24 protein-coding genes are annotated in these 22,009 nt (G+C 65.6%); 16 read left to right on the forward strand and 8 right to left on the reverse strand.

Annotated features, from left to right (window positions below):
- Positions 1 to 30: 30 nt before the first annotated feature.
- Positions 31 to 1,509, forward strand: coding sequence for an FAD-dependent oxidoreductase (locus ACYU7G_RS06925; RefSeq protein ID WP_461106150.1), 1,479 nt, complete (start codon positions 31 to 33; stop codon positions 1,507 to 1,509).
- A 184-nt stretch (positions 1,510 to 1,693) separates the two neighbouring features.
- Here ACYU7G_RS06925 and ACYU7G_RS06930 read toward each other — a convergent pair whose 3' ends face one another.
- Complete coding sequence (locus tag ACYU7G_RS06930; RefSeq protein ID WP_461106152.1) at positions 1,694 to 2,266, reverse strand: TetR/AcrR family transcriptional regulator; 573 nt, start codon at positions 2,264 to 2,266, stop codon at positions 1,694 to 1,696.
- Positions 2,267 to 2,339: 73 nt separating this feature from the next.
- On the opposite strand from ACYU7G_RS06930, the gene ACYU7G_RS06935 reads away from it, so the two are divergent.
- Together ACYU7G_RS06935 and ACYU7G_RS06940 are read left to right on the forward strand one after the other, a co-directional pair.
- Positions 2,340 to 2,930: a dihydrofolate reductase family protein gene (locus ACYU7G_RS06935; RefSeq protein WP_461106154.1), complete on the forward strand. Its 591-nt coding sequence runs from the start codon at positions 2,340 to 2,342 to the stop codon at positions 2,928 to 2,930.
- 87 nt (positions 2,931 to 3,017) lie between these two features.
- Positions 3,018 to 3,947: a diacylglycerol/lipid kinase family protein gene (locus ACYU7G_RS06940; protein ID WP_461106156.1), complete on the forward strand. Its 930-nt coding sequence runs from the start codon at positions 3,018 to 3,020 to the stop codon at positions 3,945 to 3,947.
- Between the two features lie 176 nt (positions 3,948 to 4,123).
- Here ACYU7G_RS06940 and ACYU7G_RS06945 read toward each other — a convergent pair whose 3' ends face one another.
- Entirely contained in the window at positions 4,124 to 4,414 is a 291-nt protein-coding gene (locus ACYU7G_RS06945) for a DUF4287 domain-containing protein (RefSeq protein ID WP_461106158.1), read from the reverse strand.
- A 213-nt stretch (positions 4,415 to 4,627) separates the two neighbouring features.
- Here ACYU7G_RS06945 and ACYU7G_RS06950 point away from each other — a divergent pair, with 213 nt between their 5' ends.
- On the forward strand, positions 4,628 to 6,307 hold the full coding sequence (locus tag ACYU7G_RS06950) for a hypothetical protein (RefSeq protein ID WP_461106160.1): 1,680 nt from the start codon (positions 4,628 to 4,630) through the stop codon (positions 6,305 to 6,307).
- Positions 6,308 to 6,365: 58 nt separating this feature from the next.
- Here ACYU7G_RS06950 and ACYU7G_RS06955 read toward each other — a convergent pair whose 3' ends face one another.
- Positions 6,366 to 7,106, reverse strand: coding sequence for a fructosamine kinase family protein (locus ACYU7G_RS06955; RefSeq protein ID WP_461106162.1), 741 nt, complete (start codon positions 7,104 to 7,106; stop codon positions 6,366 to 6,368).
- Positions 7,107 to 7,461: 355 nt separating this feature from the next.
- Between ACYU7G_RS06955 and ACYU7G_RS06960 the strand changes: the two genes are divergently transcribed.
- Positions 7,462 to 7,878, forward strand: a complete 417-nt coding sequence (locus ACYU7G_RS06960) for a hypothetical protein (RefSeq protein WP_461106164.1) — start codon at positions 7,462 to 7,464, stop codon at positions 7,876 to 7,878.
- Positions 7,875 to 8,543, forward strand: coding sequence for a hypothetical protein (locus ACYU7G_RS06965; protein ID WP_461106166.1), 669 nt, complete (start codon positions 7,875 to 7,877; stop codon positions 8,541 to 8,543). Before ACYU7G_RS06960 ends, ACYU7G_RS06965 begins: the two co-directional genes overlap by 4 nt.
- 55 nt (positions 8,544 to 8,598) lie before the next feature.
- On the opposite strand, the gene ACYU7G_RS06970 is transcribed toward ACYU7G_RS06965, so the two are convergent.
- The 5 genes from ACYU7G_RS06970 to ACYU7G_RS06990 form a co-directional block, all read right to left on the reverse strand.
- Positions 8,599 to 9,759 carry a hypothetical protein gene (locus ACYU7G_RS06970; protein WP_461106168.1) on the reverse strand — a complete coding sequence of 387 codons (1,161 nt, stop codon included), beginning with the start codon at positions 9,757 to 9,759 and terminating at the stop codon, positions 8,599 to 8,601.
- Entirely contained in the window at positions 9,732 to 10,595 is an 864-nt protein-coding gene (locus ACYU7G_RS06975; protein ID WP_461106170.1) for a 2OG-Fe(II) oxygenase, read from the reverse strand. Before ACYU7G_RS06975 ends, ACYU7G_RS06970 begins: the two co-directional genes overlap by 28 nt.
- Positions 10,596 to 10,701: 106 nt before the next feature.
- Positions 10,702 to 10,836 carry a hypothetical protein gene (locus ACYU7G_RS06980; protein ID WP_461106172.1) on the reverse strand — a complete coding sequence of 45 codons (135 nt, stop codon included), beginning with the start codon at positions 10,834 to 10,836 and terminating at the stop codon, positions 10,702 to 10,704.
- 76 nt (positions 10,837 to 10,912) lie between these two features.
- Positions 10,913 to 11,266 (reverse strand): hypothetical protein, encoded by a 354-nt coding sequence (locus tag ACYU7G_RS06985; RefSeq protein WP_461106174.1) that lies wholly within the window; start codon positions 11,264 to 11,266, stop codon positions 10,913 to 10,915.
- Positions 11,267 to 11,363: 97 nt separating this feature from the next.
- Positions 11,364 to 11,918, reverse strand: a complete 555-nt coding sequence (locus ACYU7G_RS06990; protein WP_461106176.1) for a WhiB family transcriptional regulator — start codon at positions 11,916 to 11,918, stop codon at positions 11,364 to 11,366.
- A gap of 311 nt (positions 11,919 to 12,229) precedes the next feature.
- On the opposite strand from ACYU7G_RS06990, the gene ACYU7G_RS06995 reads away from it, so the two are divergent.
- From ACYU7G_RS06995 to ACYU7G_RS07040, 10 genes are all read left to right on the forward strand, one after another.
- Complete coding sequence (locus ACYU7G_RS06995) at positions 12,230 to 12,619, forward strand: PRC-barrel domain containing protein (protein ID WP_461106178.1); 390 nt, start codon at positions 12,230 to 12,232, stop codon at positions 12,617 to 12,619.
- 193 nt (positions 12,620 to 12,812) lie between these two features.
- Positions 12,813 to 13,205, forward strand: coding sequence for a PRC-barrel domain-containing protein (locus tag ACYU7G_RS07000; protein WP_461106180.1), 393 nt, complete (start codon positions 12,813 to 12,815; stop codon positions 13,203 to 13,205).
- Positions 13,206 to 13,348: 143 nt separating this feature from the next.
- The gene (locus ACYU7G_RS07005; RefSeq protein ID WP_461106182.1) at positions 13,349 to 13,861 is read left to right on the forward strand and encodes a CBS domain-containing protein; all 513 of its coding nucleotides are present in this window, start codon (positions 13,349 to 13,351) and stop codon (positions 13,859 to 13,861) included.
- Positions 13,862 to 14,144: 283 nt separating this feature from the next.
- Complete coding sequence (locus ACYU7G_RS07010; protein WP_461106184.1) at positions 14,145 to 15,947, forward strand: polysaccharide biosynthesis protein; 1,803 nt, start codon at positions 14,145 to 14,147, stop codon at positions 15,945 to 15,947.
- Positions 15,944 to 17,101, forward strand: a complete 1,158-nt coding sequence (locus ACYU7G_RS07015) for a DegT/DnrJ/EryC1/StrS family aminotransferase (protein ID WP_461106186.1) — start codon at positions 15,944 to 15,946, stop codon at positions 17,099 to 17,101. The genes ACYU7G_RS07010 and ACYU7G_RS07015 overlap by 4 nt, the downstream gene beginning before the upstream one ends.
- The gene (locus ACYU7G_RS07020) at positions 17,079 to 17,720 is read left to right on the forward strand and encodes a sugar transferase (RefSeq protein WP_461106188.1); all 642 of its coding nucleotides are present in this window, start codon (positions 17,079 to 17,081) and stop codon (positions 17,718 to 17,720) included. Before ACYU7G_RS07015 ends, ACYU7G_RS07020 begins: the two co-directional genes overlap by 23 nt.
- On the forward strand, positions 17,717 to 18,376 hold the full coding sequence (locus ACYU7G_RS07025) for an acetyltransferase (RefSeq protein ID WP_461106190.1): 660 nt from the start codon (positions 17,717 to 17,719) through the stop codon (positions 18,374 to 18,376). Before ACYU7G_RS07020 ends, ACYU7G_RS07025 begins: the two co-directional genes overlap by 4 nt.
- A complete protein-coding gene (locus tag ACYU7G_RS07030; RefSeq protein ID WP_461106192.1) occupies positions 18,369 to 19,517 on the forward strand; it encodes a glycosyltransferase family 4 protein in 1,149 nt (382 codons plus the stop codon). The genes ACYU7G_RS07025 and ACYU7G_RS07030 overlap by 8 nt, the downstream gene beginning before the upstream one ends.
- Before the next feature lie 78 nt (positions 19,518 to 19,595).
- The gene (locus ACYU7G_RS07035; RefSeq protein WP_461106194.1) at positions 19,596 to 20,855 is read left to right on the forward strand and encodes a lipopolysaccharide biosynthesis protein; all 1,260 of its coding nucleotides are present in this window, start codon (positions 19,596 to 19,598) and stop codon (positions 20,853 to 20,855) included.
- The gene (locus ACYU7G_RS07040) at positions 20,824 to 21,963 is read left to right on the forward strand and encodes a hypothetical protein (protein WP_461106196.1); all 1,140 of its coding nucleotides are present in this window, start codon (positions 20,824 to 20,826) and stop codon (positions 21,961 to 21,963) included. Before ACYU7G_RS07035 ends, ACYU7G_RS07040 begins: the two co-directional genes overlap by 32 nt.
- The last annotated feature ends 46 nt before the right edge of the window (positions 21,964 to 22,009 follow it).

A 22,009-nucleotide genomic window follows, 5' to 3' on the forward strand; every position in this document is an offset into this window, starting at 1 on the left:
ATGCGGGCGGACGCGGGGTTAGGCTGAGGAATGGACTCCTTGTGGCAGGCCACCAATCCGCTGGACGCGTCCCCGGACGAACTCACCCCCGGAGACCACTTCGACACCGTCGTCGCCGGCGCCGGCATCACCGGAGTGGCGACGGCGGTGCTGCTCGCCCGCTCCGGCCAACGGGTGGCGGTGCTGGAGGCCCGACGCGTGGGCGCGGTGACCACCGGCGGCACCACCGGCAAGGTCTCGCTGTTGCAGGGCACGGTGCTGAGCCAGATCCGTCGCTTCCACTCCGACGACGTGCTGCGGGCCTACGTGCAGGCCAACCTCGAGGGCCAGGCGTGGCTGCGCCACCACCTCGAGCAGCACGGCGTCGAGGCGCAGGAGCGCACCGCCTACAGCTACGCCACCACACCCGAGGGCAGTGCCCGCCTCCGCGACGAGCTCACCGCCTGCCGCATCGCCGGCCTCGACGCGCGCTGGGCCGGCGAGACCGAGCTCCCGTTCGCCGTCCACAGCGCCCTCGAGCTGCCCGGCCAACTGCAGATCGACCCCATGACCGCCCTCGAAGCGCTGCTCCGCGAACTGCGGGAACGCGGGGGTGCGGTGTACGAGGGGGTCCGGCTCACCGACGCCTCCAGCGGGTTTCCCGTGCAGATCGAGACCACCGCCGGGAAGGTGTCCGCCGAGCACCTCGTCCTCGCCACTGGCACGCCCGTGCTGGACCGCGGCGCGTACTTCGCCAAGCTGCTGCCGCTGCGCTCCTACCTGCTGGCCTTCCGCGTCCCCGACGCCGACCTCCCGCAGGGCATGTACCTGTCCGTCGACAAGACCACGCGCAGCCTCCGCACCGCCGACGTGGGCGACGGTGAGCTCCTGCTGGTGGGCGGCAGCGGCCACGTCGTCGGCCGGGGCGGCTCCACCAAGCGCCGCGTCGACGACCTGGTGCACTGGACGCAGTTGAACTTCCCCGGTGCTCGCCGAACGCACGCGTGGTCCGCGCAGGACTACCGGACCCTGAACCGGGTGCCGTTCGTCGGGAAGCTGCCCCGCGGCGGCGGCCACATCTGGCTGGCCACCGGCTTCAACAAGTGGGGCCTGGCCAACGCCGTCGCCGCCGCCCTGAACCTGTCCGGCCAGATCCTCGGCGGCCACATGGAGTGGGCGGAGAAACTCGGCAGCCGCATCACCAAACCCGCCGGCGTCCTGGAGGCGCTGCGCACCAACGCCGGCGTGGCCGCCCACCTGGCCGGCGGCTGGACCAAGGGACTCGCCAACCCCGCCGACCCGCCCGTCGGCGGCGGCGACGTCGGCCGCGACGGCACCCGCCTCGTCGCGTCCACCACCTCCGGCGGCCGCACCTGCCACGTCTCCGGCGTCTGCACGCATCTCGGTGGCGTGGTGGAGTGGAACGACGCCGAGGAGAGCTGGGACTGCCCCCTGCACGGGTCCCGCTTCGCGCCCGACGGCACCGTCCTCGAAGGACCCGCTACGAAACCACTCCCATCCGTGGACTGACCCCTCCCCGGCGGTCAGTTTCGACACCCCACCCCGTCGGTTGAGCAGCCGGCGAGGGACGAGCCGGCGTGTCGAAACCCTCGGAAGCCGACCGCCCAGCCGACCCCAACGCAAGACCCTTGCAAACGGGTCGGTCTACCGACCCTTTCGTAGGACCCTTGCCAGACGGACAGCCCAACCGCCCCTATTCCTCGGGCAACAACCCTGAAACCAGCCGGTCCACGACGTCGTCCGCCGAGACGTCCGGGTCGATCGGCGTGGTGAGTTGGTCGAACAGCAGACCCTCGATGGCGTAGTGGAACACGGCGATCTCGGTCCGCCCCCCGGGCAATCCTGCGCGCTCGTTGAAGGCGACGTCGGCGTCGAAGCCGGCGCGCAGCCAGGGGGTGAGCACGGCGGCGAGTTCGGGGCGGCGGGCGGAGTCGAGGCGGAGCTCGAACAGCGCGCGGGTGACGTCGGGCTCGGCGGTGAGGCGGCGCACGATGTCCTTGACGTAGTCGGCGAACAGCGCACGACTGGGTGGCTGCTGGGCCCGGCGGGCGAGGTCCTCCGGCGTGGGGGCCAGGCGCTCACCGATCCGGTCGAACAGTCCGGTGACCAGTGCGTCGCGGCTGCGGAAGTAGTTCGACGTGGTGCCGGTGGGGACCTCGGCCTCGTCGTCGATGGCGCGGTGGGTGAGACCCCGCGAGCCCTCGCGGGCGAGGATTGAGATGCCCACGTCGGCGAGCGTCCGTCTGCGTGAATCGTTCCTGGCCATGCGGGAACACTAGCGCAACCACAACATCTGTTGTAGTTTCGAACCACTGCACCTGTTGTGATTGGAGTGAACCATGCGAGAACTCACCTACTACGCCGCCGTCAGTCTCGACGGTTACATCGCCGGCCCCGGCGGGGAGTTCGACAGCTTCCTCGCCGAGGGTGACCACATGGCTCCCATCTGGGAGCGCTACCGCGGCACGGCGCCCACGCGGCTGGCCGAGACGGTGGGGTTCGACGTGACCGGCGGGCCGTTCGACACAGTCCTCATGGGCTGGAACACCTACGCCGTCGGGAGGCCGGACCAGCACCTGGCCAGCCCGTACGAGCACCTGCGGCAGGTGGTCTTCACGCGCAACCACGAGCCGCCGGCCGGAAGCGACGGCGTCGAATTCACCGACGCGGACCCGGTGGAGACCGTCCGGAGGCTGAAGCAGGAGGAGGGCAGGGGCATCTGGCTGTGCGGCGGGGGAGCGCTGGCTGCCATCCTCGCCGACGAGATCGACCGCCTCGCGCTGAAGCTCAACCCCGTGCTGCTCGGCGACGGCATCCCCCTGTTCGGCCCCCGCGACTACGCCCCGACGACGTGGGAGCGCACCGGTACGCAAGCCTTCGGCTCCGGCGTCACCCTGGCCGAGTATCGGCGGAACCCGTCGGTTGAGTAGTCGGCGAGGAACGAGCCGGCGTATCGAAACCAGGTGGTGGCCCCACGGCGCCACTACGCTCTTGCCAACCAGTGGGAGGAACAGGCAATGAGCAGTCAGCGCATCGCGATCGTGTGGAATCCGTCGAAGGACACCAGCCAGGAAGAACTGGCGGAAGCCCTGCCGGATGCGGACCTGGAGGTCTCCTGGTTCGAGACCGCTGAAGACGATCCGGGACGCGGCGCCACGGAGCAGGCGCTGGCAACCGGAGCTGGCCTCGTACTCGCAGTGGGCGGCGACGGGACGGTCAGGGCGGTGGCCGAGCACCTGGCCCAAACGGGCGCCGACGTCGACCTGGGCATCATCCCGCTGGGCACCGGCAACCTGCTTGCCCGCAACCTTGAGATCCCGATCGACGACCTCAAGGGCGCGTTCAGGCGCGCCCTTGAGGGGGAGGCGCAGCCGGTGGACGTGGGCTGGGCCGAACTCACCGTCGAGGGGGAGGCCAAGCGGCACGCGTTCGCGGTGATGGCCGGCTTCGGCGTCGACGCACACATGATCTCGGAGACCAAGGACGAGCTGAAGGACAAGGCGGGCTGGCTCGCCTACGTCGAGTCCCTCGGCCGTGCCATCTCGGCCAGCGAGGTGATCGACGTCACGCTCACGGCCGGCGGAAAGGTCTCCCGCGACGAGGCCCACACCGTCCTCGTCGGCAACTGCGGCACCCTCACCGGCAGCGTCACGCTGCTACCGGACGCAAACCCCTCCGACGGTGAACTCGACCTGCTGGTCCTGAACGCCGACGGCCTGGGCGGCTGGCTGGAAACACTGCGGAACCTCGCTTGGGACAACGGCGTCAAGCGGCTGTTCGGCCGCGGGGAAGAGGCGGAGAGCAACTCCAGTTCCACCCACAGCCGCGTGACCGACCTGCGCATCGAGCTTTCCGAGCCGCGCCTGTTCGAGGTCGACGGCGACGAAGTGGGCGAGACCACCGAGATCAGCATCAGCATCCAGCCGGGAGCCATCCGCGTCCGCTGACGCCAACGCAACACTGTTGCGCCAAGGCCCGACTACGCACCCTTGCACAACACTGTTGCGCTGGGGTCAGGGCCAGTGGCGCCCCGGCCGCTGAGCCCAAGCAACAGTGTTGCGTCAGGGTCCGACTACGCACCCGCCCGCAACACTGTTGCACTGGGGTCACCCCGAACGCGGCATCAGCCCGGCCGGTTCGCCTTGCCGTCGAGCCAAAGCGTGTCCGACTCGTCACGGTGGCTGCCGTCGGACCCGACGTGCTTGGCGTCGATCCTGGGCCCTTTCTTGATGACGTGCACCAGCGCCATGCCGTGGCCGCGGCCGAGTCCGTAGTCGTCCTTCAGCCACTCCAGGATGGTGCCCGCCTTGACGTCGTCGGCGTCGAAGCCGCGTTCCTTGGCGGCGTCCACCAACTGGCGCGGTGTGAGTCCGGTCTTGTCCTCGATGGCGTCGAGGTAGGCCTGGAATGACATGGTTCCTCCGCTTCGTCGCGTTGTGGCACGCTCAGTGCCCGAGGAACAGTATCTGGCACGGGCGTGGGTCACGTAGGGGATATCTGCCGGTCGACGGGCCATTCAAGGGTTCGCCGAAGGCGTGACAAGGGACGAGTTCCCAGCCGACCGCACTGCCCGGACGTGGAGCAGCTAGGCTCCGACCCGAGTAGCTGTCCACCCGGGAGTCCGAGAATGCGCAAGCTGAGGTTGCTGGTCCCTGTCCTGCTGGCGATGGTGATCGCGCCACTGATGCTGGTGGCCCCGCAGGCCCGGGCGGACGTGGACATCTACACGACGCCCGGCTACCACGACGTCAACGGCCGCAGGTGGCACACGGCGTGCGAGCCGTACTCGCAGACCAAGCGCTGCACCACGCAGATCTGGGGCACCACGGTCAAGGACGTGGGTGGCCGGTTCGTGCAGAGCAACGAGTGGCTGTTCAACAACCTCACCTACGCCGCCTCGGACCGCTCCCTGTGGCGCACGAACCCGCTCGGCGCGAACGGCATCCAGAACGGCAGCGTCTCGTGGACCGCCGACGACGGCCGCAAGTGGCGCACGGAGTGCGACACGGCGACCACGGGCCGCAACGGCTGCCGCTCCTACGTCGAGGCCCGCGTGGTGGACTCCTACCTCAACCGCAACGGCACCCGCGGCTACCAGTGGGTGACGAAGTGGATCTTCAACAACATGGTGCGGTTCAACCCGGGCTCGGCGGTGCCGTTCCCGTCGGCCCCGCCTATGACGAAGGCGCCGGAGTTCCTGCAGGGGCGTCGCCACTTCACCCTCGGCACGCTGGTCACCCAGAACAACGCCGGCTCGCAGTCGAAGGGCATCGGCCGCATCTCCAACATCGAGCTGGACCCGGGCGGTGCGCTCGGCACGTTCAAGGAGAGCTACTGGGCCTACACCTTCGACATGGCGGTGGAGAGCGACTACGGCCAGTTCCGCACCTCCATCCCCAACCTTCCCACCGGCTGCGTCCAGGGCGCCAAGGACGTCTCCGACCGCAAGCTCCTCGGCCTGCCCCCGCTGCGCGCCGGTGCCTGCGACGTCCGCACCGCCCGCTCCTTCCTAGCAGCCCCCACCGTCCGAACCGGCACCTACGAGGCCCTCTCCGGCAACCGCATCAAGCTCTACTGGCGCGGCACCCACGTCACCGAGACCTTCGTCGACGCGACGGCGCCAGGCCAGTCCTACAGCGAGCTGCGCCTGTCCGCGCACACCCACCCGAGCGCTGTCGACGCCATCGGCTTCATGTTCGGCTCCATCAGGGCCACCGGCGCCGGCCGCTCGCTGGTGCCCGAGATCAGCCAGCCGGTGTGGCAGCCGCCGCGCTCGGTGAACCCGAACAACATCTCCCAGTCCCAGTTCCCGTACGCCGCCGGCGGCGCGGACAGGACGTTCTGGTACCAGAGCGTCGGCTCCGAGAACCTGAAATCGACCCGGCAGGCGTTCCAGTTCGAGCACTACCAGGCCGCCGCCGGCAACAGCGGCTGCATCGTGACGCCGCCGTCGACGCGCCGATCGTCCAGCAACCACTGGCACTCCTACATGTGCCCCCTCACCAGCAACGGCAAGATGGTGTGGCACCACATGGTGGGTGCGCTGGTGGCCGACGGCAACGGCCTGTGCCCCGAGTACGTGGGCGGCGATGCCCAGGAGCACTGGCAGCGCTGCCTCGCCCAGGCCCCAAACGCCGCCAACCACACCATCCCCGCCCGGGGCGGCGGCCACGTGTTCGAGGCGCTGCAGGCAGTCGATGACAACAACCGCCTCGTGGGCATCATCGGGCTGGAGACCAGCCTCTACTCCCACAAGGCCTCGTCCCAGTCCCAGCTGGCGCTGTTCGCGACGGTGCGGGGCAACTGACCGGGTTGGTCACCACTGTGCGCTCACGGCTGTCAGCGGGCCATGCACTGAAGTGATCTCAGACGTATCGTCTGGCAGCGGTGGCAGCCTGTGCCCCGTACCCGCCGCCGAACAGGTTGGCGTGCACCAACAGCGGCCACAGCTGGTGCAACGCGATTAGGTCCTCCCAGCCCGACGGCAGGCCGGCGGCCTCGGCGTAGGCGGCGTGGATGCGTTCCAGGTGCGGGCAGCCGAACAGGGCCAGCATCGCGAGGTCTGTGACGGGGTGACCGCCGTGGGCGGCGGGGTCGATGACGACGGCGCCGGCGTCGGTCCACATGACGTTGCCTGCCCACAGGTCGCCGTGCAGCCGGGCTGGTGGGAGGTCATCGTCGAAGTCCCCGCCGGCGAGCCGCTCGGCCAGCCGTGCCATCACCGCCGGTCCTCCCTCGGGCAGGGGAGCGCTCCGGGCGAACGGCTCCACCAGTTGCGCTGCGGCGTACTCGCCGAAGGTCTCGTGGGGCCGCATCGCCAGGGCCAGCGCCCCGATTGTCAGCCGCTCTCCGCAGCCCGGCGGCGGGGAGCCGAACGCCGGCGCCCCAGCGGCATGGGTCACAGCCAGTGCGCGTCCGAACTCCTCAGCCTCCTCGACGGTGGGGGAGCGCTCGTGGAGCCCTTCCAGCAGCAGCCGGTCGGGATGCTCCTCGAGGACGCGAACCACACGCACACCGCCGGCCTCGGTGAGCCACCGCAGCCCCGCGGCCTCTACACCGAGCGCCCACTCCCTGCCCGGATCGGCAGTCTTGGTGAAGGTATCCACGCAGCCACCGTATTGGAGGAGGTCCTGTCCGGGCGGTTGCTTCTGATCACCACCCCATCCGAGGACCCGGCCCCGCACCGGTCGCCGCCGTGGCGACGGCGGTGGTCATCTCGGGGGAGCGGACGGCTCCGTCTACGGTGCTGGGCGCTCCAGCGACGGGGTCCTGGCAATGGCTCGCCAACCCAGTGGGGTCGTGCTGCTCGTCGTCGCGCAGAACTGCCCCACCGAGCTGCGACGACGGCGGCGGCCGAGAGTGTTTGTGAGGGAGTCGAATTGGGAATCCCTGGCGAACGGGTGACCTTTGTGATCGCGCGGGTAGCCTTGGCGTCATCATTCGGGCGCAGGGAGGTGACTGATGACGGCGGACGGCGCAGTGGCTGTGGGGATCTCGGCGGAGGCGTTGGGGCGGTGGATCCGTTCCGAACTGGCGGGACGGGCCGACGAGGTCCATGCCGCACGGGTAGTCGTCACCGAGTTCAACCGTTGGAGGCGCGTCGACGACGCCAGTCTCTCAGATCTGTTCCGACAGGCAGTGGATACGGGAACCGAGCGCTGGGATGCACTCATTGAAGGTCTGGTGGCTCGCGTGCACCACCTGAGGCATCGCAATCCGCCAGCCTGGGCCAACCGCACGCGCCTGGACGAGGCATGGGCGCCTTATGGAGAGGTTGTCCGGTCGAACGCGTGGTACGCGCTCGACGTGATGACGACCCCGGCAGAGTTGCTCCACCGCGGCGTCGTGCTGCCTGCCCGTGACCTGGAGGTGCTGTGACCGGTCCCGAACTGGATCGTGCGCGGTTGATGTGGTTGCTGGAGGAGCTCGACAAGGAGCTTCTCCAACGGGGCCAGCGAGCCCGGCTCTACGTCGTGGGTGGAGCGAACATGGCTTTGGCCATAGATGAGACCCGCACGACGGCGGACGTGGACAGTGTCGTGAAGGAGGGCTGGGGCGTGGTCTTCGATGCTGCCGAGGCCGTGGCTTCCCGTGAATCTGGGGTCCCGCTGGACTGGCTCAACTCCGACTTCACCGGGGGTACCCCGGATGGGGGCATTGCTTGGTCCTGGATGGACGAAGCAGCGGCGGACACTCCGGCTGTTGGGTACGCGGGTGATGCCCTGACGCTGGAGTTGGCGTCGCCCGAGATGATGCTGGCGTTGAAGACCTTGGCGCAGCGTGACAAGGACCTAGCTGACATCTACGTGCTGATGCGGTTGACCGGGATACGTTCGGCCGAAGCCTTGGGGCGGAACCTCGCGAGGTTCACCGGGCGACGGATCTTCGACGACCAGGGACGCCCCGGGATGCCGTTCCACATCGATCCAGCGTTCTCGCGCATCCTGGACAACGCACCCGAAGACCTGCGTCCCGAGGAACCCGAGCGGCGAGGTTTCCTGACGCGCCTGCGAGCGCACTTGCCGTGGCGGGATCCACAGTGACGCTGCGCTGGTCCCCCAACAGGCGCCCCCACTGAACGAGGTCGGCACCTGGTGACTACCGCGGCCAGGAGGTCTGCAGCCAGGCCAAATCCTGCTCCGCGCGACGGCGGGCCTCCCGCGCCTGGGTGTGCAGCGCCTTGGTCTTGGTCAGGACCAACGCGTAGGGCCGCCCTTCGCGCCGGGTGGTGTGGGTGACTGGCAGCCCGGCGTCGTCGATCAGGTAGTGGATGCACCGACGGCGGGGTGCCGCGAGCGGCCACGCGAACGTTCGTCGGCTGGATGAGTTCAGGAACTCTGCCAGGTGGTCGGCGTCGTCCCCGCCCGGGCTGGTCCATGTGATGGACCAGTCGTCGGTGGCTCGTTGCGGTGTTGCGACGACGCGTTCCAGCTGTTCCCGCGCCACACGAGCGATCCTCTCCAGGACGGGAGCAGTGGATTCGGGGGCGGCGCTCCGGAGAACCGACAGCATCAGTGGCACCCCGCTCGCTCCGGCCGCAGAGACCGCGGTGCCCAAGTCCGAGGGGTCCTGCGTGTCCGCGGCGGCGAGCGTGGCGGCCACGGCGGGGCCGAGTTGGATCAGTTGCTCGTCGCGTCGGCTCACATTCTGCAGCTCGAGGACGCCGTGAACTGACTCCGTGAGCCAGTCCCGGGCCCACGACACGAGCCAGTCCGCAGCGGCATCCGTACCGGTGGCGCGGAGCCGGCGCGCCAGCGTATCGAGCGTGCTCGCGATCCAGTCCTCGCGCCCGGGTGCAGCTCGCCGAGGGGGCCCGTCCCAGCCGGCCCGGAGACTCGACCACCAGGACGCCGGGTAGGCGGACCAGAGGTTGGCGAGGGGTTTGGACGAGTCAGGGGTCAGCATCTCGGGCTGATAGGGGGCGAGGAGCGCCAGGGCGAGGGCGGCGTCGTCGAGTCCTGCTGCGACGATCAGCGCGGTGTTCAGCGAGTCCGCGGGCACCGGGCGCCACCACGACTCGACCAGCGCCGTCGCCCGCGCCCGGGCTCGTTCCAGAGCGCCCGCCCTGAGAGATTCGGCGACGGCCTGCAGCGCCCACGAGTTGCTGGCTGCAGCACGTGCCTCGAACGCGTACTCGCGGGGCAACATCACCACCGCCGCCCGCCGGTACCAGTGGCCGACGGTGTTGCCGTAGTTGCCCATGTAGCCCTCGTACTCCGAGGAGTACGGCTTCAGCAGCCGGGAGGGCTCACCGCGCACACGTCCTGCTCGGAGAGGCTGAGGGCTATGGCTCCCGGGAGTTCGGCGTCGTCCCACCAGGTCAGTTCGATGCTGCCGTCGAGCAGCGCACCGTCGTCCTCGAGGGCTTCGCCCCGGACGGGTGCCTCGATCTCCTCCTCGTCGTAGAAGTCTTCATGGGGGTAGTAGTCCGACGACGACTCCCGGGTCTCCTGCACCTCGGCCAGTGCCAGAACGCACTCGAAACCGGCGGCGTCGGCGGCGGCCCGCAGGAGTGAGGTGCGCTCGGCGTCGGCGCCCTTGAGGCGTCCTGCCCGCATCGACTTCTGGCTGTACTCGTGGTCCAGCAGGAAGGCCAGGGGCGACTCGAACCCACGTCCGGCGTCTGGGCCGGCACCTGCGAAGTGACTCCTCAGCAGCCCCGCCGCATGCTCGACAGGGCCGGTGGCTGGCTCGCTGGAACTCTGGTCCAGCAAGAGGTTGAACGTCAGCGTGACCCGCGTGCCGCTGCGGACGGGCAGGACCTCGTGGCGACGGTCCGAGTAGAAGGCCACGAGTTCCAGGTCCTCGTGTGAGCCCTTGTAGGACTTCAGTTCCCCTTGGTCGTCTACGACGAGTTCCCCGCCCGTGTGCGGGGAGGGGAGGGAAACGACGAGGGTGGCGAGCATGTCGCCATGCTTCTCCGAGTCCTGGTGTGGGGCGAAGAACTGTCCCTTGCCGTAGACGAGCATCGAGTGGAGTTCGGCGCGGAGCGTACCTGTGACCCCGAGCCGGGTGCTCAGATCCTCCAGGGCGATCGCCAGCGCCCCGTCCAGTGGTGGCCGCCGAGCGTCACCTGCGACGGCGCGAGTTCCCAAGTGTTGCGGACCGAGGAGTCCAGCACCGTCTCCTCACCGCGGCCGAACCGGGCCGGACGCGCCGCTGCGATGAGCTCTGTACGAGTGGTGGCGGCATCGAGCCTGGTCAGTCCGACGGTGCGGGCGCGCCGGGGTTCTCGGGGCTGGCGGGGGAGCGGGGGTTGCCCAACGGTTCGGGGCTGCGCTCCTCCTCCTGGGTGGCGGGCGATTGGGGACTGCTTGGGGTGGCTTGCTCGGCCATTGTCGTCTCCTAGGAGGCTGTCGTTGCTTCATTTTGGACCCTCGCGGCGTGACGTGGTGGCGATTTCGATGTGGGCTCACCAAGGTGTGCGGGGCGATTCCGGTGAGAGCTCGGAGGAAGGTGTGGCGGGGGAGGCGGGTGCGCCGGGATCTGCCTGCGTCATCGTCATCCTGACGGCGCCATGTCTCGGCCCCGCGACCCTGTGCTGGAGGAGGTCACGCACCTTGGCGAACGACGTGCCGAACTCCTTGCGGAAGTCGTCGTCGAGGGCTTCGGGGGAGACCTGCGTCCGCGCCGCCCAGTCCTCGAGCGTGGTTTCGTCGTCGGGGTTGATGGTTAGGGCGCGGGCCACCACCTGCGCGGGGTTCTGGATCTGGCCACCGGTGGTGGACGGGCTGGGGTCTGCGGGGGGAACGGTCAACTGAATCATGGCTGCATCCTTCGGATGGGTGGACCCCTCTGCGGCTCTGCTGCAGAGGGGTCGCTGGGGGGAGTTGTGTTGCGGGTCCAGTCGGATCGCTGCGGTGTCAGGCTGCGGCCTCCTCCATCCACTCGGTGGCGGTCACGCTGGCGGCGGCGGCCACCACCTGCTGGGGCGTGACCTCCTTGCGATTGCGGGCGGGCTTCTTCCCGGCGTTGTTCCGCGCGTCGCGGAGGTGCCGCTTCACAGTCGATACCGAGCAGTTGAGCCGGGCCGCGATGCTCGCGACAGGCGTGCTGGGGTTGTCCCGCCGGATCTGTGCCACTTGTTCGGCGTCCACGGCTCCGCCGGAGCGGGTGCCGGCCCAGAAGTCCAGGTTGTCCTTGACCGGCCCGATCCCCAGCAGCTTTCGGATCTGCCGTCGCTGGGTGGCGGTGGTGCCGGCGACGAAGCCGGAGACCTCGAACTTGACGACGGAATCGGTCAGGCACGCGACGAACAGGGGGCATTCGCCGCACAGGGTCCGAGCCTTGGTGCGCAGCAGGTCGCGCTCGCGGCGCTCGGCCAGTGTCACCACCTTCTCCCCGCCCTCCAGGAGCGGGTGCTGGAAGAGTTGGGGGAACTCTTCACACTTGGCGCGGGGCCTGAATCTTTGGGGCATCGCAGTTTCTCCTTCGACGCTGTTTCCTCAAGTTTGCTCGCTGTCGGAACGCCATATGCGGTTTCTGGCCCAGGATGAATTCAGGTACTCGGACGGGTTTGAGTACGAATACTCAGACGGTGGGCGATGGTTCGTCCAACACGAGTCCGGCGCCCGTGCCTGCCGGGTGAATCATCTGCGGGAATCCTTCAAACTGACCCTCCTGCGGGTGATGGTGGAAGTACCGGAGCAGAAACGATGAACCCATGACTGCGACGCGGGCGCCCTGCCCTCCGCACCGCGGTCAGCCCGCACACAAGGAGGTAGTGGAGATGAACGCAACACAGTGGGATCCGTGGAACTACCGCGAATCCGTCACCCGCGACATCAGCGGCGACGGCATGGTGGGCTACAAGGTCCACGCCAGCGACGGTGACATCGGCAAGGTGGACGAGGCCAACGAGGAGTTGGGCAACGCCCAGATCGTCGTCGACACCGGGCCCTGGATCTTCGGCAGGAAGGTGATCCTTCCAGCAGGTGTGATCGAACGGGTGGATGACCAGGCCCAGGAGATCCACGTGGCCCTCACCAAGGACCAGATCAAGGCCTCCCCGGAACTCGACGAGACCGCCGCCCCCGATGACCCGGACTACCGCGACAAGTTGGGCACCTACTACGGCGACGTCTACCGCGACCGCTTGGGAGGACCCGGCGTCCTCTGACCGGACCACCGAGAACAAGAGGGGCTCCCGACATGGGAGCCCCTCTTGTTGTCCGAATTGGGAGAGAGTTCTCGCAGAATGCCTTGAAACTGAGCCTCCCAAGAGGGACGCTGAGGTGACCGGAGCAGCAGGGAAGCACCCGGCATCACCTGATCCGCACCGAACAGTTGGTCCGAGAGTGGAGGAGGCAGAGGTGAACCCGACGGATTGGGACGCGTGGAACTACCGCAAGGACATCCCTCGCGAGGCGGGTGCCAGCCGCCTGGTGGGATTCGAGGTCCACGCCACCGACGGCCACATCGGCAAGGTGGACGCAGCCAACGACGACGTCGACAACTCGCAGATCGTCGTGGACACCGGCCCGTGGATCTTCGGCCGCACCGTGTTGCTCCCCGCCGGCTGCATCGAACGGATCGACTCGAAGGCGGAGGAGATCCACGTCTCCCTCACGAAGGAACAGATCAAGGCCTCCCCGGAGCTGGGCGACGCCATGCCCGACGACGCGGAGTACCGGGACGCGCTGGGTGCCTACTACGGGGACGTGTTCCTGGACCGCACAGGCAAGCACGAGCGGACCCTCGAATGAAAGCTGCCCACTTCCCCGAATGACGGCGAACGGGGTCTGCGGAATACAGAGCCCCTTCGCGGCCTTACAACTGAACAACCAATCCTCGTTGCTCGAGGCCGACATCCCCGTCGGCTCAAGGACCTCTCAACAGGAGAAGTGCCATGCGTGTGAGTGTCGCCGAATTCATCAGCGGAAACCCTGTCACCATCAGGGCGGCGCAGAGCGCCCGTGCCGCTGCGAAGCTGATGCGTGACAAGCAGACTGAGTTCCTTGTGGTGCTGGACGGCGAGAACGTGGTGGGGGTGGTCACGCCGCACGACCTTGCCACCCGCGTGCTCGCGCCCAGCGGCACCGGGGACATGCGGATAGACCAGGTGTGCACGCGGGAACCGGTGACGGCCAGCCCCTCGGACTCGCTCTTGGACGTGCTGGACGTGATGCGGGAGCGCCAAATCGGCACCGTCCCCATCGTCGAGGACGGACGGTTGCTGGGCGTGTTCTCCATCGACGATCTGGGCACCGAACGCGACCGTGGTCCCGTCGAAGCCACCCCGGAGCTCGGGCAGGCAGCCGAGGTCGTACTGCCCGGGAACGTCGTCTCACTCCCGACAGGACCGGCTCGGCCATCAGCGAAATCGACGGCGCACGCCCCATCGACGAATGCGTCGGCCTGAGGCACAGGTGCCTGCTCCCAATGCGCGTCTCACTGCGGCGTTCACCCAGTGTTTGTATTTTGGTGACTTTCCCCATTGGGGAAATCGCCCTTGTCAAGTCGGAGCAGTGCCCTCTTTCGGGTGGCGACGGCGCGTTATTTCGCAATATGGTTCGCCGTAGCAATTTGTATCAGAACTTAGCCTTTTCGGGGGCGGGAGGTTGGGCGCACGCCCAGTCAGGACGGACGGAGAGACGTTGGGTGTAGGGGCTCGGATCGCAACCGCGGCACTGCGGTTGCCCGCAATGGTTCGCAGGATCCTCCTCGTGGGGTGGGACTGCGCATCGTGGCTGGTGGCCATGGCCGCGTTCGTTCTGGTCCGGTACGGCCTGCGCCTCCAGAACGTCGCCTGGGACTGGGTGGCCATCTACCTCTTCGGCGCCATCGCCATCCAGGTGGGCCTCGGCTACCTGACCCACGTCTATCGGGGCCGCAGCCAGGTGGGCAGCTTCTCAGACGCCTTCATGATGGGCTCTCTGGTGTTCTTCGCCGCAGTGCCCTTCGGACTGGTCCTGGTGCTCAGCGCCAACAACTTCCCCAACTCCATGGCGTTCCTGCTGCCCCCGATGGCCCTCACCCTGATGGCCGCCGGCCGCTGGGTGTTCCGAGCCCTGGTGCTGTCCCAGTGGCAGCGCGTCGATGGCAAGGTCCGCACCCTGGTCTTCGGCGCCGGCTACGCCGGCCACGAGGTGGCCCGGCTCGTCTCCCTCGCCCAGGAGCCCCACTACGACATCGTCGGCTACCTCGACGACGACCGCGCCAAGCGGTTCCTCCGCGTCGGCGGCCACCGCGTCCTCGGAACCCGCTCCGACCTCGCCAAGGTGGCGCACGACCAGCAGGCCGAGACTCTCATCCTTGCCATGACCAACCCGGACCCGCAGCTCCTGCAGCAACTGGCCGACGCCTGCGCGGAGGCCGGGCTCGAGTTCGTCGTCGTCCCGCCCGTGCGGGAGATGATCGGCGGCCGCATCACCCTGGACACGCTGCGCGAGTTCAACGTCGAGGACCTCCTCGGCCGCCGCCCCATCAAGACCGACCTGGCCGCCATCGCCGACTACGTGGCCGGCAAGGTGGTCCTCGTCACGGGCGCCGGCGGCTCCATCGGCTCCGAACTGGCCCGACAGGTCCACGGCCTCGGACCCGCGAAGCTGGTGCTGCTCGACCGTGACGAGTCCGCCCTCCACTCGGTCCAGCTCTCCCTCTACGGTGTCGGCCTGCTGGACACCGACGACATGGTGCTGTGTGACATCCGCGACGAGGCGGCCCTGGCCAAAGTGTTCGAGACCCACCGCCCCGAGGTGGTCTTCCACGCCGCTGCCTTGAAGCACCTCCCGATGCTGGAGCGCTACCCGGAGGAGGGGTGGAAGACCAACGTCCTCGGCTCCCTCAACGTGCTCCGGTGCGCCAAGGCCGTGGGCGTGGCCAACTTCGTCAACGTCTCCACGGACAAGGCGGCCGACGCCTCCAGCGTGCTGGGCCGCACCAAGCGCGTGGCCGAGCGGCTGACCGCTTGGTATGCGGAGGAGCTGGTGCTGCCGTATGTGTCGGTCCGGTTCGGCAACGTCCTCGGGTCGCGTGGCTCGGTGCTGCACACGTTCCGCGCCCAGATCGAACGCGGCGGACCCATCACCGTCACCGACCCGGACGTCACCCGCTACTTCATGACCATCCCGGAGGCCTGCGAGCTGGTTCTCCAGGCCGGTGCCATCGGCCAGCCGGGTGCGGTTATGGTGTTGGACATGGGCGAGCCCATCAAGATTGTCGACGTCGCAGAGCGCCTGATCGCGGAGTCCGGGAAGGACATCGAGATCAAGTTCACGGGCCTGCGCCACGGTGAGAAGCTGCACGAGGTCCTCTTCAGCGGCCTCGAGGACGGTGCCCAGAGCGTCCACCCGCTGATCAGCCAAGTGAGGGTGGAACCTGTTGATCCGGCCGGAGTGCCCGTCGACCGTCCTGAGCTCGACAACGTGGAGGAGCTACTGGCCCAAGGGCAATCTGGGGAACCCGGGGGGATCTCGACGCCAGATGATGAGAGGATGACCGTATGACAGGTCGCATCTTCCTCTCGTCTCCCGACGTGACCCAATTGGAAGAGGATGCAGTCGTCCGCGCGATGCGGTCCGGCTGGATCGCGCCACTCGGACCGGAGGTAGACGCGTTCGAGGAGGAGCTCGCTGCCTACACAGGCCGCGCCCACGCCGTGGCGCTGTCCTCCGGTACTGCTGCCCTGCACTTGGCGCTCCTGACCCTTGGCGTTGGTCCGGGGGACCTGGTCCTCACCTCCACCATGACTTTTGCTGCCACGGCCAACGCCATCGTCTACACGGGTGCGGAACCAGTGTTCGTCGACGCTGACGAAACCGGAAACATGAACCCCGACCTGCTGGAGGAAGCCTTCCAGACCCTCGAACGCGAGGGCCACAAGGTCAAGGTGGTCGTCCCTGTGGACCTCTTGGGCAAGGTGGCCAATCAAGAACGCATCGGTGAGATTGTAGAGCGTCACGGCGCTGTGGTGCTCTCCGATGCCGCAGAGTCACTAGGCGCAACCCGAAATGGGAGATCCTCCGGATCCTTCGGTGTGGCTGCCGCGGTGTCCTTCAACGGCAACAAGATCATGACAACCTCAGGTGGAGGAGCACTCCTTACCGACGATGAAGCCATGGCCAAGCGTGTGCGGTACCTCGCCACTCAGGCACGTCAGCCGGTAAGCCATTACGAACACACGGACATCGGCTACAACTACCGGCTTTCCAACATTCTCGCTGGGCTGGGACGTGCGCAACTCTCGAGGCTTGAGGAGATGATCGAACGACGCCGACAGCACAGGCTCGCATACCGTGAGTTCTTTTCCCAGGTTCCCGGTGCAGTCGTCTTTGGCGAACCATCGGGTGTCGACGGCGGTGACACCCAAGACAATTTCTGGCTCACCTCAGTCCTTATCGAACCACAGCTTGCGGGATTCTCGGCCGACGCTCTTCGAATGGCGCTCGCGGCTGAGGACATTGAAGCGCGCCCGCTCTGGAAGCCCATGCACCTGCAACCGATCTTCGCGAAGGCTAAAGCGTTTGTGAATGGTACTAGCGAACGACTCTTCCGTGCCGGAATCTCGCTCCCAAGCGGTTCAGCCCTACAGCCTCCCGAGGTCGCCCGTGTGCACCGCGTAATGGCTGGTTTCCTAAATGGTGATTGCGTTGCCTCGTAGGGCGAGACCGTACGTTTACGTCAAGCGTGCCCTCGACATACTACTGAGTGCGGTTGGACTCGTCATCACTGCGCCGGTGCAAATAGTTGTAGCGCTGCTTGTCCTTGCCTGTCACGGGAGGCCCATCCTTTTTAAGCAGGATCGACCTGGAAAGGACGCGGCCATCTTCAAGCTGGCCAAGTTTCGATCCATGCGTCATCTTGATGCAACCCACCGGACCGACGAAGAACGGCTCACGCCGCTAGGAAGATTGCTACGGTCCAGCAGTCTTGATGAACTGCCGAGCCTCTGGAACGTGCTGAAGGGCGACATGAGTCTGGTGGGTCCACGTCCCCTTTTGGTCAAGTATTTGTCGCTGTACTCTGTCCAACAGGCGCGACGGCATGAAGTCAAGCCAGGAATTACCGGTCTCGCTCAAGTGAACGGTAGAAATGCCATCAGTTGGGAAGAAAAGCTCCGTCTCGATGTCCGCTACGTTGATGGAATGAGCCTAGTGATGGATGCAAAGATCTTGGTGGCAACGATCCGATCGGTGGTCCATCGCACAGGAATCAGCAGTGAAGGTCACTCGACAAGTCCCGAGTTCACCGGAACGCCGAACGATGGGGGCAGTCAGTGACTCTTGAGCCTCTTGTCATGGTAGGCGCTTCCGGGTTCGGAAGAGAAGCGCTTGATGTCGTCAATGCCATGCGCCATGCTGGTTCGCACGTCCGGGTGATCGGCGTCGTGGATGATCAGCCTTCCGAGCAGAGTTTGGAGCGGCTTCATCTGCGCGGTATCGAATATCTGGGCACGTCCGACGAGTGGTTGAGCGGGCCAAATTCTACTCGATATGTCCTTGGGATAGGCAGCCCACGAGTTCGTCGGCGACTAGTGGAGAGATTCCAACGTACTGGTCGCGCCGCCTTCACAGCAATTCACCCATCTGCGACCTATGGATCTCTGATTTCCGTAGGCGAAGGGTCGGTGATCTGTGCAGGAGCCACCATTTCAACCAACGTGACACTTGGCATGCATGTCCACATCAATCCGGCGGTAACAATTGGGCATGATTCCATCCTCGAAGACTTCGTCTCCGTCAACCCAGGCGCGGTTGTATCGGGTGAGGTTCGGGTCCAGTCCCAAGCCCTTATTGGGGCGGGGGCCATTGTCTTGCAGAATCTCGTTGTTGGGGTGGGAACCATCGTTGGAGCAGCGGCACTCCTAACTAAGGATGCACCCGCAGGGGTAACTGTCAAGGGCGTACCGGGTAGATGGGATATCGATAATGGCTAGAGCCGACGTCGATGGTCGTCGAATACTCATTATCGTAACGTCCGCTGTAACTGCAAATACTTTCGTCAAGGGGTTCGCCAACTATCTAGCATCCGCTGGGTGCCACGTAACGGTCGTTGCGGATGGCCTCCCCGCCTCATCAGATGCCGTTGGCAGTGGATTCCTGCAAGTCGTCTCTATACGAATGGAGCGCAATCCGCGCATCCTCAGAGATGCTCGATCATTAATCTCAATTGGAATCCTGATCAAGCGCTATCGTCCGGATGTAATAACCTATGCCACACCAAAGGCATCGCTCCTCGCGAGCGTTGCCTCTTGGGTATTGCGTGTCCCTGTAAGGGTGTATCAGCTCTGGGGCCTTCGGTTGGAGACCACGGTTGGTGTTCAGAGAATGATCCTAGCCTTCACGGAAAGGCTTACTAGCTTTGCCTCTACCCGTATCATAGCCAATAGTCCAAGCTTGGCCGAGTCTTATGTCGCGGCAAAGCTGAACTCTCGGCGTAAGGTGGAGGTGCTGGGGATGGGGTCTTCCCACGGTGTGGATCTCGAGAGATTCAAAGTTGGGGCGGACGTTCCTCCGCTGGACCCCAAGTCGGCGGGTTTCATGTCTAAGTCGCCTGACTTTGTTGTAGGGTTTGTGGGTCGACTGCATCCTGACAAGGGTATCGACACGCTCCTCGAAGCCTTGAGAATATGCCTCCGGGACGGGCTGAAGTTCTCTCTACTCCTAATCGGTGAAGATGAAGGCGCGCCGATCACGTTGGATCCCCCATTGGCGGCAGTAAGCCATTTGGTAGGGCACGTGGCTGATCCTCGAGCTTACTATCAGGTCATGGACGTCCTGGTTCTTCCTAGCCGGCGAGAGGGATTTCCCAATGTGGTGTTGGAAGCGGCGGCGATGGGCGTCCCTGCGGTGGTGTCTGACAGCACTGGTACGGTCGATTCTGTCGTTGACCGAGTCACTGGTGTCATAGTTCGGACGGGCTGCGCTCAGGCCCTGGCTGATTCGTTGCGGCGTATGTCCGAAGATCGTGCACGCACGCGAGAAATGGGGCGTGCTGCGCGCCGACACGTGGAGAATAACTTCCGGCAAGAGGATGTTTGGGCAGATGTTGCGAAGGTTCTAGATTGTGCTGACTAGCTACCGTTCGCCCGCGGCCGCCCTCGCGCGTCGGAACTTGCTCCTGAAACATTGGCAAAGCGTAGGATCGCGACAACCATGAGTGAACACGGTGCCAACAATCGGGTTCTACAATGGCTGCGGAATTTTGCAAAGTCGGACTCCTCCAAGGTAGTGATCGGAAACGTAGTTGGGCAGCTGGCGTTGCTGGCCTCATTACCGGTCATCACGCGGGCATACGGACCCGAGGCCTTCGGTGTATACGGAACCGCTATGGCGCTTGCGCTCATCCTGCAGCCGGTCCTTACTCTCCGCGTCGAGCACGTAATCCCGGCGTACGCGGATTTGGCGGAAGCTAAGAAGCGAACCAGGTTGGCTAACATCGTGACATCCGGCGTGTGCGGTGCCGTCCTTGCGGGCGCGCTGCTCATCCCACAGACGTGTGACGCCTTGCCGGAGCTGGCCCTGCTCCTTTGGGCCTATTCGTGGATCTCAGTTGACAACGCAATGTTGATACGTCAGGGGCGACTTCGTCTCCTGGCCTGGCGAAATGCTCTGGGTGGATTGATAGCCATGTTGCTGCAACTACTGGGCGCGGCTGTGGCACCTTCCAGCATTGTATTGGCCGGTGGGTTTGCGTTTGGGCGTCTCGCTTCGGTCTTGATAACGACCCGCCCGATAGGGCGGCCCGAGAGCGGGAGATCTATGCCGGAACATAGGGATCGGCGGAGGACCCTGCATGCTGTGATTTCCGGTGTTGTCTCGAACACGTCCACTCAGATGCTTGTGGTGGCCACAAACTTGACGTACGGGAGCGCTCCGGCAGGCCAAGCGGCTGCGGCGCAACGGGCCGCTGGGGCGCCGTCAACGTTCATGGGACAAGCGATGGCGCAGCTGGTCATGGCCCGGGTATCTGACTCGGTTCGGCAGGGTGCAGAGGTTACCCCAGTCCTTCGCTCCATGTTTCTAAAGTTGTCGGTTCTGGCCGCAGCAGTCGGAGTGGGACTACTGACACTTGGGCCCATCGTCATTCCAATATTCCTAGGGGACGGCTGGGAATTGGCTGGCTCGCTGACCGCGATCTTCGCGATACCGTTTGCCATGCAATTCGTTACCGTCCCGGCCCTGCCTGTATTCTCCGTGCTCCGCCAAGAGGGCTTGCTTCTACGAACCCAGTTGATTCGCGTGGCAGCCGTTGGTGCCGGTGCTGTCACTGGGTATCTCGTTGATGGCGGAGTCCTCTTCCTAGGCGTGCTGGTAGCTTTGGCGATGACCTTGACGTACCTTTATATGCTCATAGTCCTATGGCGTTGTGCCAAGAAGTTTGATGCTCGACGGGAAGGTGAAAGCGGTGGTTAATAAGCCTCGGCCGGTGTATCTATCTGCACTCGGAGACTTCGGAAACATCGGTGATCAGGTGATTCGGCGAATCATCATCCGATGGATGCGTGAAGTCGGGCCGCTGCGTGCTTATGTGGGCAGGGGGTCTGATGCTTGGGTCGCCCAATGTGGCCTCAGGGCGACCGACACCCTTTACAAGGCCCCTAGGCTTAAGGGATGGCTCTTCGAAGTCTGTTTGGGTCCACGCGGGCGCATTCTGGTCTTTGACCCTGGGGAGGTGTCTTTGACTACGCGGGACGTATTGAACGAGATTGCCTTTCTGGTGATGACTTTGTCCACGAGGATTGCTGGTGGCGCTGTAGTCCGTGCTCCGCGGGCGGTGCGTAGCCAACAGAGGGTCAACCCGATTGCGCTCTGGCTGCATCGCTTGTCGTGCCGCTTGAGTTCGATCGTCTTGTGGCGAAACCAAGAGAGCCGTGATCTCTTCCGGGTGGGGGTTGTCACGCCCGACCTAGGATTCTCCGAGAAGGTCGACCCTGGCATGCCGGGTCGACATCGGACTCAACTGGTGGTCAGTCTCCGGGGCGATCGGCCGTTCCCATCCGAAGCCTGGCAGGGCGGTGTTAGGGCCTACGCGCGCCAGAGTGGTCTTGAAATAGTCACGGTCGCTCAGGTTTTGGATGATGAGGCGCGGAGCATCGAAATGGCCGAGCGACTCGGTGGACGACATGTGGCGTGGGACGATTCAAGCCCAAGGGCGCAGGAGCTCTCGTGTACTGAGGAGTATGGACGGGCAAGGATGGTGCTATCAGATCGTCTACACGTGCTGGTTCTCGGCGTACTTGCTGGGGCAGTACCTGTCGAACTGGTGGCGGCCCCTACCGGAAAGCTCTCGAAGCACTTTGAAGCCATTGGATGGCGAGGGGTGTCTAAGGATGCGTCGGGTATGTCGGAGTCACAAATCTGTGAAGAGCTCAGTGACAGTGCACGACCGAGGGAAGGGGGCGAGGGCCACCTCGCGTCGGCCCAGGAAGATCTAGAGACGCTGCGGCGCGCGGTCATCGAGAGTTTGGGCTCAAGGCAGAAATTCGTGGAGGTCTTCCGGAGGTTCAGAGATGGCAGGTAGTTCGGGCGCAGCCTACGATAAGAAGCGCCAGCTGCTCTCGATCAGC

The sequence above is a fragment of the Tessaracoccus terricola genome, assembly GCF_054776555.1.